This is a genomic window from Isoptericola sp. NPDC019571 (assembly GCF_044389385.1).
GTDB classification, from domain to species: domain Bacteria; phylum Actinomycetota; class Actinomycetes; order Actinomycetales; family Cellulomonadaceae; genus Isoptericola; species Isoptericola nanjingensis.
Window position 1 is genome coordinate 295,698 of sequence record NZ_JBIRXZ010000004.1, and the last position, 14,255, is coordinate 309,952.

Genomic DNA, 14,255 nt, shown 5'->3' on the forward strand with positions numbered 1-14,255 from the left:
ATGCCCGGACCCGACTTCCGCACCTCGTTCGAGCCCGGCGACCCTGCGCCGCTGCCGACCGCGCGCCGGGCGCCGCTGGTCGCTCGCGTGGGCGACGGCCCGGCGTCGGGCGCCACCCACAAGCCGCGCGCGGGGTTCACGGGCCTGCACGCCCTGGGCTTCGCGGGCCTCAAGGACGGCCCCGGACCCGCGACGCACGTGCTCTTCCGGGACCTGGGGATCGAGGTGGGGCCGCGCACGCGGCTGAGCTACGTCGTGCTGCCCGACCTGCGCGGCGACCTGCGGTACCCGTCCACGTACGTGGCTCTGGACCTGGCGTTCACCGACGGCACGTACCTCTCCGACCTGCGTGCCGTCGACGCCCACGGCACCGGCGCCTCCGCGCGCGCCCAGGGCGAGGGCAAGATCCTCTACGCCGACCAGTGGAACTCCGTGCGGATCGACGTCGGCGCCGTCGCCGCGGGCCGCACGGTCGACGCCGTCCTGCTGCGCTGCGACCCGCCCGACGACCTGACCGGCGGAGCGTTCTCCGGCTGGCTCGACGACGTCGCCCTGGTCGCGGAGCCTGCGGGGCCGCCCGGGCCCGATCTCGTCGACCTCGTCGACACCCGCCGCGGCACGATGTCGAGCGGTCAGTTCTCCCGGGGCAACAACGCCCCCGCCACCGCGGTGCCGAACGGGTTCACGCTCTGGGTGCCGATGACCGACGCCGGCTCGCAGCGCTGGCTGTACGAGTACCACCGGGCGAACGACCACGAGAACCGCCCCGTGCTGCAGGGGTTCGGCGTCTCCCACCAGCCCAGCCCGTGGATGGGCGACCGCAACCAGCTCGTCGTGCAGCCCGCCACCGGGCCGGGCACGCCGACGGCCGACCTCGTCGCCCGCGGCCTGCCCTTCGACCACGCCGACGAGACCGCCCGCCCCGACCTGTACGCCGTGACCTTCGCGAACGGCACCACTCTCGCGGCCACGCCGACCGACCACGGCGGCCTGCTGCGGTTCGGCTTCCCGGCCGGCACCCCGGACGGCGCGGGGCACGTGCTGCTCGACACGGTCACGACGGCAGCCGGCGCGGCTCGCCTCGACGCGCACCCCGACGGCACGGTGACGGGCTGGGTCGACGACGGCAGCCCGCTGTCCGTGGGCCGCTCCCGCATGTTCGTGGCCGGCGCGTTCGACCGGGCGCCGGTCGCGGTGGGCGCCGCCGCGGGCGGGCGGCAGCACGCGCGGTTCGCGACCTTCGACACCTCCGGCGACGCCGGGGAGGCCGCCGTCGAGCTCCGGCTCGCGACGTCGTACCTGAGCCTCGACCAGGCACGGCGCGCCCTGGACCAGGAGCTCGCCGGGCGGTCGTTCGCCGAGGTCCAGCAGGCGGCGCGGGCGCTCTGGCAGGAGCGGCTGGGCGTCGTGGAGGTCGCCGGCGCCACCGACGACCAGCGCGTCACCCTGTACTCGAACCTCTACCGCCTGCACCTCTACCCGACGTCGCACACCGAGAACGCGGGCACCGCGGCGGCGCCCGTGCCCCGGCACGCCAGCCCGGTCGCGCCGCCCGTCGGGCCCAGCACCGACACGGCCACCGGGGCCGCCGTCGTCGACGGCCGGATGATGGTCAACCACGGGTTCTGGGACACCTACCGCACCGCCTGGCCGGCGCTCGCGCTGCTGGACCCAGGGCTCACCGCGCGGCTCGCCGACGCGTTCGTGCAGCAGTACCGCGACGGCGGCTGGATCTCTCGCTGGTCGTCGCCCGGCTACGCCGACCTCATGACCGGCACCAGCTCCGACGTCGCGTTCGCCGACGCCTACCTCAAGGGCGCGCTGCCCACCGGCGTCGCCCTCGACGCCTACGACGCCGCCCTCAAGAACGCCACCGTGGCGCCCTCGCACGACGCGGTCGGCCGCAAGGGGCTGGAGACGTCGGCCTTCCTGGGCTTCACCCCCGCCGCCACGCACGAGTCCGTGTCCTGGGGGCTGGAGGGCTGCCTCAACGACTTCGGCATCGGCACGATGGCGGCGGCGCTCGCGGACGACCCGGCCACGCCGGACGAGCGACGCGCGACGCTGCGCGAGGAGTCGGCCTACCTGCTGGATCGCGCCACGCAGTACGGCGGGCTGTTCGACCCGGAGGTCCGGTTCTTCCGCGCGCGCCGCGCGGACGGCGCTTTCACGCCCGCGGCCCGGCACTTCGACCCGGACGACTGGGGCGGACCGTTCACCGAGACGAACGCCTGGAACTTCGCGTTCCACGCGCCGCACGACCCGCGCGGGCTCGCGAACCTCTACGGCGGCCCCGCGGGCCTGGAGGCGCGGCTCGACGAGTTCTTCGCCCGCCCGGAGGACGGCACGCACGTGGGCGGGTACGGCCAGGTCATCCACGAGATGACGGAGGCCCGCGACGTGCGCCTCGGCATGTGGGGAGTGAGCAACCAGCCGTCGCACCACGTGCCGTGGCTCTACACCGCGGTGGGCGCCCCGTGGAAGGCGCACCGGATCCTGCGCGAGGCGCTGCGCCGCCTCTTCGTGGGCAGCGAGATCGGCCAGGGCTACCCCGGCGACGAGGACAACGGCGAGATGTCCGCGTGGTGGCTGCTCGCCGCGATCGGCCTCTACCCGTTGCAGGTCGGCTCCCCGCGGTACGCGGTCGGGTCGCCGCTGTTCGACGAGGTGACGATCCACCGGCCCGACGGCGACCTGGTGGTCCGCACCGTCGGGAACTCGCTCGAGAACGTCCACGTGCAGTCCCTGACCGTGGACGGCGAGCCGCGCGACGCGGCCTGGCTCGCGCACGCGGACCTGGTCGGCGGCGTCACCGTCGAGCTCGTCATGGGACCCGAGCCGTCCGCCTGGGGCACCGGCCCGGACGCCGCGCCGCCGTCGCTCACCCGCGGCGACGCGCCGCCCGCCCCGCTGCGCGACGTGACCGCGCGCGGCACCGTCGCCGTCGACGACGGCGGGACGCCCGCGGACGGCGCGCCCCTGGTCGACGACACGTCCGCGACGGCGCTGACCTTCGTCTCCCGGACGCCCGCCGTCACATGGACGGGCGACGGCGAGCAGCCCGTCGTCGCGCGGTACACGCTCACCTCGGGCGACGGCGCGGCGCCGTCCGCCTGGCGCCTCGAGGGGACTGTCGACGGCGCGACCTGGACCGTGCTCGACGAGCGGTCGGGCGAGGCGTTCCGCTGGGCACGGCAGACGCGGCCGTTCGGCGTCGCGCACCCGGGGCGGTACGCGCGCCTGCGGCTGGTCGTCACGGAGGCGGCCGGCGACGGGCCGCTGACGCTCGCCCAGCTGGAGCTGCTCGCCTGACGACGACGCCCCCGGGCCGGCGAGGAGCCGGCGCGGGGGCGTCGTCGTGCGTCCGTCGTCTCGCTGGTGGTGTCAGACCACCACCAGCGCCGCGACCCGCCACAGCCCGTTGAGCGTGGACCCCACGATGTCGAGGTCCGCGCTGCGGCCCGACGCGCCGCCGTCCAGCTCGAACGAGAACCAGACGAACGACTGGCTCGGCAGGCTCGCGTCGCCGGACGAGCCCAGCACCGTACCGCCCTCGGAGAACGTGGTGATCCCCGCGTCGGTGAGCGAGTCGCCGCTGAGCACCCACACGGTGTGCTTCCCCGCGGGCACGGGGATCCGCAGCGAGCTGGGCTTCACCTTCTGCATCACGAGGTCGCGCCGCAGGGCGTCCGCGTTGCCGCGGTCGCGGTGGTCGGGCACGGCGCCGGTCCACCCGTAGCCGACGGCCTCGGAGAACACGTCCTGCGGGGACAGCCGGGTGTACCCGGCGACGAGCGGGCTGGACGGCGTGCCCGCGTCGAACGCCAGGGCGGCGTCGTCGGCATGCGGGGTGGTGACGACCTCGACCGCCCGGCCGCGCTCGATCTCCTCGTCGCCGCTGCGGAGCACCACCTCGACGACGGCGAGCCCGGGCGCGGCCGGGGGAGTGGCGGTGACCGTCACCTCGGCGTCCTGCCCGGCGGGCACGGTCACCGTGGCGTCCTCGACGGACCAGCCGTCGGGCACGACCAGCGACGCCGTGACCTCGCGGTCCTCGGCGCCGGTATTGCGCACCAGCACGGTGACCTCGTTCGACCGGGCCGTCCACCACACCGGCTCCGCGGTGGCCCGCAGCGCGACGAGCGACGGTTCCGGCGCAGCAGGGTCGGCGATCGTGAGCGCGGTGAGCCGCCACGGGCCGCCCTGGCCCGTGAGCGTGAGGTCCGCCGTCCGGCCGGCGGCGCCGCCGTCGAGAGGGACGTCCAGCCAGGCGAACGAGCCGGCGTCAAGCTTCTCGCCGGTGGCGACCGTGGTCCCGTCCACCGCGACCGCCGTGCCCGACGCCGCGCCGCCGGTGTCGCCGAACAGCAGCCGCGCCGTGTGCGCGCCCGGGGGGACGGCGACGCGCAGCACCCGGGACGAGCTGTGGAACAGGTGGTCGCGCAGCAGCGGGTCGCCGCCGCGGTCGCGGGCGGACGGGGCGGAGCCCACCCACCCGAAGCCGGCCGCCTCGGACCAGGCCGACTCCGGCGTCAGGGGTGTGTAGCCCGGCGCCGGGACGCCGCCCGCGGGCCCGCCGTTGAGCGCCAGGTGGCAGCGCGCGCCCGTGGGCGCGACGACCAGCGTCGTGCCGCGCCCGTCGAGCCGCTGCAGCGCGGGCGCCACGGCGACGTCGAAGGGGATCGCGTCGGCCTCGAGCGGCGGCGTGACGGGCACGTCCACCTCCACGGTCTCGGCCGACGCCGCGCGCCGCGTCGTCGCCTCGGTGACCCAGCCCGACGGCGCGGCCAGCGAGACGGTCGTGTCGTGGGCCCGCGCGGAGGCGTTGGTGACGGACACCGGCAGCAGGTTCGGCCGGCCGCCGAGCAGCAGCCGCGACCCGCCCGGCGCCACCTGAAGCCACTCGCGCCGCTCGTCGACCACGCGCGACTGGTCGAAGAAGAACCCGACCACGACGTCGCGCCACAGGGTGGCGTGCGCGACCTGCGCCGCGAAGCTCGCCGCGACGTCGTCGTGCCGCTGCCCGTCGACCTTCCCGGCCAGCGACCTCCACGCGTCCGCGAACCCGGCCGCGTGCTCCACCCCGGTGAAGTGGGTGTCGTACAGGTGCTGGACGATGGTCTTGCCGGACCGCAGCCGATGGTCGTACGGCACCCAGTGCATGAAGAGCAGCAGCTCGTCCGGGCAGTCCTCGAGGGAGCCGTAGACGTCCGCCCAGCCGTCCGGGTAGAGGCCGGTGAACCCGCTGCCGGTGGCCGCCGTGCGGTCGAACCCGGTGCCCTCCGGGGTGGTGTGGTGCGACTGGTAGAGGGTGCTGAGCGGGTCCGGGTCGAGGTGCGACCCGCCCGGGTTGGTGAGGTACCCGAGCCCGAGCGGCGACGAGTAGTCCTCGTACGTCGCGTGCGAGCGCATCAGCACGTCCACCACGGTGGACGTGACCAGGTCGTCGGTGCCGAACGTCAGGCGCACCCACTCGGTCGCGAGGTCGCGCGGGTCGGCTCCCGGGTCCCAGCACAGCCGCCCGAAGGCGTACGTGTTGGCGGCGCCGAGCTGGTAGCCGGTCCAGTCCCGGTCGTCCCCGACGTTGCTCACCCCGGCGATGCCGGCGTGCCGGGCCTGGACCGGGCCCGCGGTCACGACGTCCGCCACCGTGGGTCCCGTGCCCGGCCCGCCGGTCGTGAAGTCCAGCACCTCCCGCCACATCGGGGCGAGGTAGACCGCGTGGATCTCGTGGCCCGTGTACTCCTGCGTGAGCTGGAGCTCGAGCATCTGGTGGGTGTCGCGCAGCTCGCCGAACAGCGGGTGCACCGGCTCGCGCACCTGGAAGTCGATCGGCCCGTACTTGGTCTGCACGATGACGTTGTCGTCGAACTGCCCGTCCAGCGGCGCGAACTGCCGGTACTGGTACTCCGCCCAGTCGCCGAAGTCCTCGTGCACGAAGCTGCGCCAGATGACGAGCGCGCCGTGCGGCGCGAGCGCCTCGGCGAGCATGTTCGCGCCCTCGGCGTGGGTGCGCCCGTAGTCCAGCGGGCCCGGGCGGCCCTCCGAGTTCGCCTTGACCAGGAAGCCGCCGAAGCCGGGCAGCGCGGCCACCACCTCGGCGCACTTGTCCCGCCACCAGGCCCGGACGCGCTGGTCGGCCGGGTCGGCGGTGGTGATCGGGTCGGCGTCGTCCGCGGTGAGGAGCATCGGGCTGGCGTAGTTCACCGACACCCAGAGCGAGATCCCCCACGACGCGAACAGCTCGGCCAGCGGTGTGAGCCGGCGGAGCATGTCGCTCGTGACGAAGCCGACGTTCGCGTTGACGTTGTTGATCACCGACGCGTTGATCCCGACCGACGCCATCGCCCGCGCGTAGCCGACCACCCGGTCCGAGATCTCCGGCAGGGCGTCCCAGTCGAAGATCGACGTGCCGGCGTACCCGCGCTCGATCGACCCGTCGAGGTTGTCCCAGTGGTTCATCATGCGCAGCGGGGTGCGCGGGGACTCGTCGGCGGACAGCCGGGCGAGCGGCGTCTCGAGCTGCAGCAGCCGGACCAGGTGGAAGACCCCGGCGAGGACGCCGCGGTCGGTGGTGCCCGCGACCACCACGCGCCGGCCGCCACCCGGCAGCCCGGTCGTGGTGATCACGAACCCCTGGTCGCCGACCTTCTTCAGGCGCCCGCGGCCGACGCTGGTGCGCACGACCGGCGACTCCTCGAGCGTGCCGAGGACGACGGCCGCCCGGGCGGCGCCCGCCCGCGCGGGCGCCGTCCCGGTGAGGCCCTCGACCGCCCGCCGCAGCTCGGCCTCCGCGTTCTCCATGACCGCGCCGGCGCCCTGCCGGGCCATGCTGGTGAGCGCGGCCCGGTACTCCCGCAGGCGGCCGGGGTCGGCGGTGAGGTGGTAGCGGAGCCACAGGTCGTAGCCGTCCTCGTCCGCGAGGCCCGCCGGGGCGGCGAGCGCGGTGGCGGCGCCCCAGGGCGCCATCGTCGCGGCGAACGCGAGGGCCGACGCCTGCAGCACGGTGCGCCGGGAGAGGTCCCGCCCGTGCCCCTGGCCGCTCATCGGTAGAACCGCACGTAGTCGAACTCGGCGGTGAGGCCGGTCCCCGCGAGGGAGACGAGGCCGATCCGCGGCTCCTGCCCGGCGGGCAGGTGCCAGACGCCGCCCCAGACGTAGTGCTTCCCGTCCCGGCTCGTCGCCGCCCGGAACAGGTGCTCGCCGGTGTCCGGGTCCACGGTGTGCCGCAGGCGGAGCCACATGGTGTCCGCCGACGGGCCGATCTGCATCTCCGGCCAGCTGTCGCGGTCGCGGCCGATCCACAGGAACACCTGCCGCGACGGTCCGGTGCGCGTGGGGGCCAGGTGGATGGAGTCCTCCGGGCTCTGGAACGCGATGATGCCGGCCTGGCTGCGGCCGTCGGGGGCGTCCGTGATCGGCAGGTGCAGCTTGGTCTCCGCCGTGTACGTGCCGGTCGGGGCGTCGCGCAGCAGCGCCGACGCCATCGTGCCCTTGCCGGAGAAGTCCGCGTCCTGCGTGGGCCACACGTACTCGCCGTCCGCGACCTGGCCGTCGGCCGGGCCGAACCACGACCAGCCGTCGAGGTCCGCGTCGTCGAACTCCTCGCCGTACTCCGTGAGCTCCGGACCGACCTCCGGGTCGGCCACCTTCTCCGTCACCGGGGTGTAGAGCGTCGTGACGCCCACGTTGTCGACCTCGCCGGAGCCCCGCGTGGACGCGGCGCCGCCGCGGTCCCAGGAGCGCGGCACGTCGACCGACAGCTCCGCCAGCGGGATGCCGAGCAGGTCGGCGCTGACCTGTACGTCGGCGCGGCCGTCCCGCACCTCCGCGGTGAGGGCGTGCCAGGTGCCGAGGTCGACGCCGTCGTACAGGCGCGTCGCCTTCCGCTGCACGACGACGCCGTGCCGGGTCAGCTCGACCGACAGCCGGCCGGACGCGTCGAGCCAGGCGATCGCGTGGTCGTCCTCGCCGTCCGAGGCGAGCACCAGGCCCACCCGGCCCGCGTCGTCCCGCAGCCGGACGTCGGCCTCGAGCCGCACGTCGCCGCGCGGCGCCTTGCGGGGCAGCAGCAGCTGCGGGTCCGCGCCGCGGCTGACCGGACGGGCGAAGCCGCCCGAGTCGGCGTCCGTGCCGGTGGTCCAGGGCCCGGCGCCGACGGCGGCGAAGCCGCGCAGCCCGTCGGTGAAGTCGCTGCCCGCGTCCCACGCCCCGACGGGCGCGGTCTCGACGTCGTCGCTGGTCCACTCGCCGGCCCGCACCGTGGGCCAGCCGTCGATCCAGTCGAGGCGGTCCATCACGGCGGGCCGCCCGCCCCAGCTCGGGTCCGTCTCGGTGCGGTCGAAGCCGTTGGTGAGGATCCAGTCCTGGCCGGACTTGTCGACGACGTTCGCCGAGTGGCCCGTGGAGACCCACCGGTTGCCGTTGGGCGAGTTCACGATCGTGCCGCCCAGGTGCAGGCCGGTGAGGCCCACGCCCTCGGCGTCGACGAACGGGCCCATCGGGTCCTTGGCCCGGCCCACGAACACCGGGTAGGCGCCGTCGGCCTTCGCGCAGCAGCCGAGGCCCGAGTAGAAGAGGTAGTACCAGCCGTCGCGCTTGACGACGTACGCGGCCTCGCCGCGGCGCGCGCCGACCACCTGCACCGGGTCGCCCACCACCTCGGTGCCGTCGTCGTTCAGGTGCACGGCCTGGATGCCGCCGTCCTTGAACGAGCCGTAGTAGAGGTACCTCTGGCCGTCGTCGTCGACGAAGACGGCCGGGTCGATCTGGTTGACCACCTTGTGCTGGTAGTCGTACGGCAGCACGGGGTGGCCGATGTCCGTCCACGGGCCGGCGGGGTCGTCCGCCGTGGCCAGCGCGATCGTGTTCACGTCGCCGCCGGCCACCGAGTAGTAGAGGTAGTACTTGCCGTCGATGTACCGGACGTCGGGCGCCCAGTAGTAGGTGGTGGCGAAGTCGCGCCACTCCGGGTGGTTGTCAGGGCCGAAGACCTCGCCCACGTACTCCCAGCTCACCAGGTCCTTCGACCGCGTGATCGGCATGAAGTACTGGTTCTCCCAGGGCCCGCCCTGGTTGTCCTTGCGCATGCTCGTCTGGGTCGCGTACGCGTACCAGTACCCGTCCTTGCCGCGGATGATCGACGGGTCGGAGAACGCGTCCGCGAGGTTGTCCATGACGTGGTTCCGGTACGTGCCGGGCGCGTCGTCGGGGTCGGCCGACGCGGTGACGCCGGACGACGCGACCAGGCCGACCGACGCGGCCACCGCGACCAGCAGGGCGGCGACCCTCCCGCGGCGTCGGGGCGGCGTCGTCGTGCGGGAGACCCCGGGTGCGGGGGCCGGTGACGGGGCCGGTGACATCGCTGGTGACATGGGTGGGACAATTCCTTCTGCTGGGCCGGGACCGCTGTGTCCCGGGCAGGTGAGGGTGTTGCTTCGCCGCGGCGCGTCGGTGCGCCGCCACGTCGTGCGGTGTGCGGGTGGTGCGGGGTGCTGCGTCTCCGGGCACGGCCCGGGCCGGGCCCGGGAGCGCGCGGCTCCCGGGCCCGGGGATCGGTGGGGTGGGTCAGGGACTCAGAGGAGGTGCGACGCAGGGCGTCGCGGTCGGGTCACTGCGCCTTGACGGTGTCCTGCACGTACTGGAACCACTGGTCCACGAACTGCTCCTCGGTGAGCTTGCCGTACTGCATCTCCTCGGAGAGCCGGGCCATCTCGGCCTCGATCTCGCCGTAGCCCTCGACCGGCACCGGCGCGGGCTCGGTGACGTCGTCGGCGTTGGCGTCCTCGTAACCGATGAGGCGGGAGTCGGGAGAGCCGTCCTCCAGCGTCATCGCGTCCTTCTGGGCGTCCGTCGCCGGCACCCCCTTGGAGGTACCGAAGATCTCGCCGACCTGCGGGTCGTTGGTCATGAAGTCGATGAACGCGGCCGCCGCGTCCGGGTGCGAGGAGCTGGCCGACGCCGAGAGCATGACGCCGGAGTGCCAGTACATCTTCTTGCCGTCGTCACCCGTGGGGATGGGCATGAGGTCGAGGTCGTCGCTGCCGAGCTCGGCCACATAGTTGGGCATCAGCGTGTCCCAGTTCGCCTCGGCCACGACCTCGCTCGAGTTCAGGCCGGTCTTGGGCTCGAGCTGCGCCGCGCGCTGCGGGGGGAAGAACGCCTTGGACTCGCGCAGCGGTGCCCACAGGTCGGCCCAGGCCTGCACGTCCTCCTGGGTGAAGGCGATCTGGCCGTCGTCGGTGAACGGGGCCTTGCCCTGCTGCACCAGCCACTGCTGGAACCACGGGCTGTTTCCCGTCATGTCGCCGATGGGATACACCTGCGGGTCGTGCTTCGCGCCGGCCTCGGCGACGTCGCCGAACCAGGCGACCAGGTCGTCCCAGGTGTAGCCCTCGGCCGGGGGCTCCATGCCGAGCTCCTTGAGGAGCTTCGTGTTGTAGATGATCGACTGGGTGTTGAGGCTGACCGGGACGGCGTACGTCTTGCCCTCGATCTGGCCCGACGCGAGCGCGGTGTCGTCGACGCCGTCGACGTCGAGGTTGACGCCCACCTGGCCGTCCAGCTCGGCGAGCTGGCCCGTGGCGCCGTACTGCCGCACGTAGCCCGCGTCCATCTGGACGACGTCGGGAAGGGCGCTGCCCGCGGCCTCGGTGGAGCGCGCCGTCCAGTAGTCGTCCCAGGACTGGAACTGCGTCTGGATGGTGATGTTCGGGTACTTCTCCTCGAAGGCGTCGATCGCCTTCTCGTACCGCGCGGCGCGGTCGTCGTTGCCCCACCAGGCGAACGACAGCGTGATGTCCTCGTCCGTGGAGACCTTGGCGGCCGGGCCGGCGTCCGCCCCGCCGTTGCCGCAGGCGGCGGTCAGGCCGACCGTGACGGCGATGGCGGCGACGGCGCCGGAGAGTCGTGCGAGCTTCATGGTTCCTCCGTCCCGCAGCTCTGCGGGGGTCGGGCCCGGACGGTCGTTCCGCCGCGGGCTGGTTCGGTGGGTGGTGCAGGAGCAGCGGCGGACGTCAGCCCTTGAGGCCTTGGGTGGCGACGCCGTCGACGATGTAGCGCTGGAAGAGGATGAAGAAGATCATCACGGGCAGCAGGGCGAGGACGGCCATGGCCATCTGGGCGCCGTAGTCGGACACGCTGGTCTGGTCGACGTACAACCGGAGCGCGATGGGCAGGGGGTAGAGGTCGGGCTTCTTGAGGTAGAGCAGGGGGCCGAGGAAGTCGTTCCAGGACCAGATGAACGCGAAGATCGAGCTGGTGATGATGGCGGGGCGCATCAGGGGCAGCATGATGGAGCCGAAGATGCGGCCGTGGCCGGCGCCGTCGATGCGGGCGGCTTCGTCGAGCTCGCGGGGCAGGTTGCGCATGAACTGGACCATGAGGAACACGAAGAACGCTTCCCCGGCGAGGAACTTCGGTGCGAGCAGGGGGATGAAGGTGTTCACCATGCCGAGCTCGTTGAACATGATGTATTGCGGGATGATCACGACGTGGAACGGCAGCAGCAGGGTGCCGATCATGATCGCGAAGAAGATGCCCCGGCCGGGGAAGTCGATCCGCGCGAACGCGTAGGCCGCGACGGTCGAGGACAGGATCACCCCGACCACCGAGGCGACGGCCAGGATCATCGAGTTGCCGAAGAAGGTCCAGAACCCGACCCCGCCGATCCCGGACAACGCGGTGGCGAAGTTCGACAGCGACAGGTTGTCCGACCACAGGCTGATGTTCCCGATGATCTCGTTCGACGGCTTGAACGAGCTCATCAGCATCCACGCCGCGGGATACAGCACCACCACGGTGCAGATGACCATGAAGGCGTGGAACCCGACCGACCGGACCCCCTTGCGCCGCTTGGCCGCCTTGCGCAGCGAGGTGTCGATGGTGGCGTGCTCGCGCACGGGTGCGGGCTGGGACAGAGTCTGGGTGCTCGTCGGGGCGCTCATCGGTTGTCTCCGGAGTAGTGGACCCAGGCGCCTGAGGTCTTGAACAGGATCGCGGTGATGATGCCGACCACGACGACCAGGACCCAGGCCATGGCCGAGGCGTACCCCATGTCGAACTGGGCGAAGCCCTTGATGTACAGGTACAGCGTGTAGAACAGCGTCGAGTCCGCCGGGCCGCCCGTGCCGCCGGAGATGATGAACGCGGACCCGAACACCTGGAACGCGCCGATCGTCTCCAGCAGCAGGTTGAAGAACAGCACCGGGGACAGCATCGGGATCGTGATCCGCCAGAACTTGCGGATCGGGCCCGCGCCGTCCACCGCGGCCGCCTCGTACAGCTCGGCCGGGATCTGCTTCAACCCCGCGAGGAAGATGACCATCGGGGCGCCGAACGTCCACACCGCGAGCAGCACGAACATCGGCATCGTCTTGGACGGGTCACCCACCCACCCCCCGGCCGGCAGCCCGAACAGCTGCTGGATCCGGTCCACGATGCCGTCATCGATGAACATCGCCTTCCACACGATCGCGATCGACACCGAAGCACCGATCAGGCTCGGGGCGTAGAAGATCGACCGGTACGCACCCTGCCCCCGGTGCTTCATGTTCAGCACCATCGCGACCAACAACGCCGCCGCGAGCTTGATCGGCGTGCCGACCAGCACATAGATCGCCGTCACCTTCGCCGACGTCCAAAACCGCGGGTCCTCGAACAACTTCACGAAGTTGTCGATCCCGACCCACGACGGCGGCCGGAACAAGTCATAGTCCGTGAACGCCAGATACAACGACGCCACCATCGGGAACGCCGTCAACACCACGAAACCCACCAACCACGGCGACAAGAACGCGAACCCCGCACCCGCCTCACGGCGGCGGGATCGGGCGCTTCGCGGGTTGCTGGCACGGGTGGGTGCGGCGGAGGGGGCCGCCGGAGCCGTCTCACCGGTCACTGTCACGTGGTCCGTCTTTCTGGGTCGTCGTCGACACAGCGTCTGCTGACACGTCATGGTCGAGCATGGTGCAACGTTGCGATCTAACGTTGGATCACGATGAACTACCGCGGCACCTCCCGTCAAGGGGTGGCGCGCCGTTTTCGTCGGACCCGGTCCGGGACCGACGGCGAGGAGGACGAGTGGGCGACGACGGCACGACGAGCACGGGGAGCCCGGCCGCCACGACGAAGCCGCCGGGGGTCAAGGACGTCGCGGCGGCCGCCGGGGTGTCGTGGAAGACGGTCTCGAACGTCGTGAACGGCACGGGCCGGGTCGGCGCGGCGACCCGCGGACGGGTCGAACGGGTCATCGCCGACCTCGGCTACAGGCCCAACCTCGCCGGCCGTCAGCTGCGCCAGGGACGCACCGGGATCCTCGCGCTGGCGGTGCCGCAGATCGACTCGCCCTACTTCTCGACCCTCGCTCACGAGACGATCGAGGTGGCGGCGGCGCGGGGCTACCGGGTGCTGATCGACGAGACGCGCGGGGTCCCGGAGGCGGAGCGCCTCGTGGCGCGCGGCTTCGACGTGCGTCTCATCGACGGCATCGTGTTCAGCCCGCTCGACCTCAGCCTCGACGACGTCGACGAGCTGCGCGGCAGCACGCCGATGGTGCTGCTCGGCGAGCGGCCCTGGCACCCCGGCGGGGCGCTGACCACGGACCATGTGAGCATCGACAACGTCGCCGCCGCGCGGGAGGCCACCCGCCACCTGCTCGGTACCGGGCGTCGTCGGCTCGCCTTCCTGGGCGCGGAACCCGAGGTGCCGGAGCGGTCCGGAGCCCCCCGCCAGCGCGGGTTCGTCGAGGAGCTGCGCGCGGCCGGGCTCGAGGTGCGGCCTCCCTGGCTACTCCCGGTGGCGGACTACAGCCGGCGGTCCGGAGCGCGCGCCGTCGAGGAGGTGCTGCCCCGTGCGGGCGAGATCGACGGCCTCGTGTGCGGCAACGACCTGCTCGCGCTCGGGGCGATGCACGCGCTTCGCACGAACGGCGTCCGGGTGCCGGAGGACGTCGGCGTGGTGGGCTGGGACAACACCGAGGACGGCCGCTACGCGAACCCGGGCCTCACGACGATCGCGCCGGACGTGCGAGGGGTCGCGGAGGCCGCGGTCGGCCGCCTGGTGGCGCAGGTGGAGCGCACCGGAGGAGCGCCCGAGGACGTCGTTGTGCCCCATCGGTTGCTCGTCCGCGAGAGCTCCCGTCGACAGGGCTGACGGCGCCACGTCGACGAGTCCTGCTGGTACAACGTTGCGTTTTTCGGATCACGGAGGTTGAATCAGCCCGGACCATCGACCACGCCGACCGCGACGGAGCAGCC

The 14,255-nt window shown here is 72.8% G+C and carries 7 protein-coding genes; 2 read left to right on the forward strand and 5 right to left on the reverse strand.

Features of this window, described 5'->3' with window-relative positions; all coding sequences use genetic code 11:
• Positions 1 to 3,312 carry a GH92 family glycosyl hydrolase gene (locus ACH443_RS09510; RefSeq protein WP_430590149.1) on the forward strand — a complete coding sequence of 1,104 codons (3,312 nt, stop codon included), beginning with the start codon at positions 1 to 3 and terminating at the stop codon, positions 3,310 to 3,312.
• Between the two features lie 72 nt (positions 3,313 to 3,384).
• Here ACH443_RS09510 and ACH443_RS09515 read toward each other — a convergent pair whose 3' ends face one another.
• The 5 genes from ACH443_RS09515 to ACH443_RS09535 form a co-directional block, all read right to left on the reverse strand.
• Positions 3,385 to 7,047 carry an alpha-glucuronidase family glycosyl hydrolase gene (locus ACH443_RS09515; protein WP_430590150.1) on the reverse strand — a complete coding sequence of 1,221 codons (3,663 nt, stop codon included), beginning with the start codon at positions 7,045 to 7,047 and terminating at the stop codon, positions 3,385 to 3,387.
• Positions 7,044 to 9,374: a family 43 glycosylhydrolase gene (locus tag ACH443_RS09520; RefSeq protein ID WP_430590151.1), complete on the reverse strand. Its 2,331-nt coding sequence runs from the start codon at positions 9,372 to 9,374 to the stop codon at positions 7,044 to 7,046. Before ACH443_RS09520 ends, ACH443_RS09515 begins: the two co-directional genes overlap by 4 nt.
• Before the next feature lie 236 nt (positions 9,375 to 9,610).
• Complete coding sequence (locus tag ACH443_RS09525; protein WP_429762696.1) at positions 9,611 to 10,921, reverse strand: ABC transporter substrate-binding protein; 1,311 nt, start codon at positions 10,919 to 10,921, stop codon at positions 9,611 to 9,613.
• 94 nt (positions 10,922 to 11,015) lie between these two features.
• The gene (locus tag ACH443_RS09530) at positions 11,016 to 11,945 is read right to left on the reverse strand and encodes a carbohydrate ABC transporter permease (protein ID WP_430590152.1); all 930 of its coding nucleotides are present in this window, start codon (positions 11,943 to 11,945) and stop codon (positions 11,016 to 11,018) included.
• A complete protein-coding gene (locus ACH443_RS09535; RefSeq protein WP_430590153.1) occupies positions 11,942 to 12,955 on the reverse strand; it encodes a carbohydrate ABC transporter permease in 1,014 nt (337 codons plus the stop codon). The genes ACH443_RS09530 and ACH443_RS09535 overlap by 4 nt, the downstream gene beginning before the upstream one ends.
• A 125-nt stretch (positions 12,956 to 13,080) precedes the next feature.
• Here ACH443_RS09535 and ACH443_RS09540 point away from each other — a divergent pair, with 125 nt between their 5' ends.
• Complete coding sequence (locus ACH443_RS09540) at positions 13,081 to 14,151, forward strand: LacI family DNA-binding transcriptional regulator (protein ID WP_430590154.1); 1,071 nt, start codon at positions 13,081 to 13,083, stop codon at positions 14,149 to 14,151.
• Positions 14,152 to 14,255 lie beyond the last annotated feature (104 nt).

Excerpts from the sequence above, each read along its gene's own strand:
- ACH443_RS09510 (WP_430590149.1), top strand. The coding sequence starts at position 1 with ATGCCCGGACCCGACTTCCGCACCTCGTTCGAGCCCGGCGACCCTGCG.
- ACH443_RS09515 (WP_430590150.1), bottom strand. The coding sequence starts at position 7,047 with ATGAGCGGCCAGGGGCACGGGCGGGACCTCTCCCGGCGCACCGTGCTG.
- ACH443_RS09520 (WP_430590151.1), bottom strand. The coding sequence starts at position 9,374 with ATGTCACCAGCGATGTCACCGGCCCCGTCACCGGCCCCCGCACCCGGG.
- ACH443_RS09525 (WP_429762696.1), bottom strand. The coding sequence starts at position 10,921 with ATGAAGCTCGCACGACTCTCCGGCGCCGTCGCCGCCATCGCCGTCACG.
- ACH443_RS09530 (WP_430590152.1), bottom strand. The coding sequence starts at position 11,945 with ATGAGCGCCCCGACGAGCACCCAGACTCTGTCCCAGCCCGCACCCGTG.
- ACH443_RS09535 (WP_430590153.1), bottom strand. The coding sequence starts at position 12,955 with ATGACGTGTCAGCAGACGCTGTGTCGACGACGACCCAGAAAGACGGAC.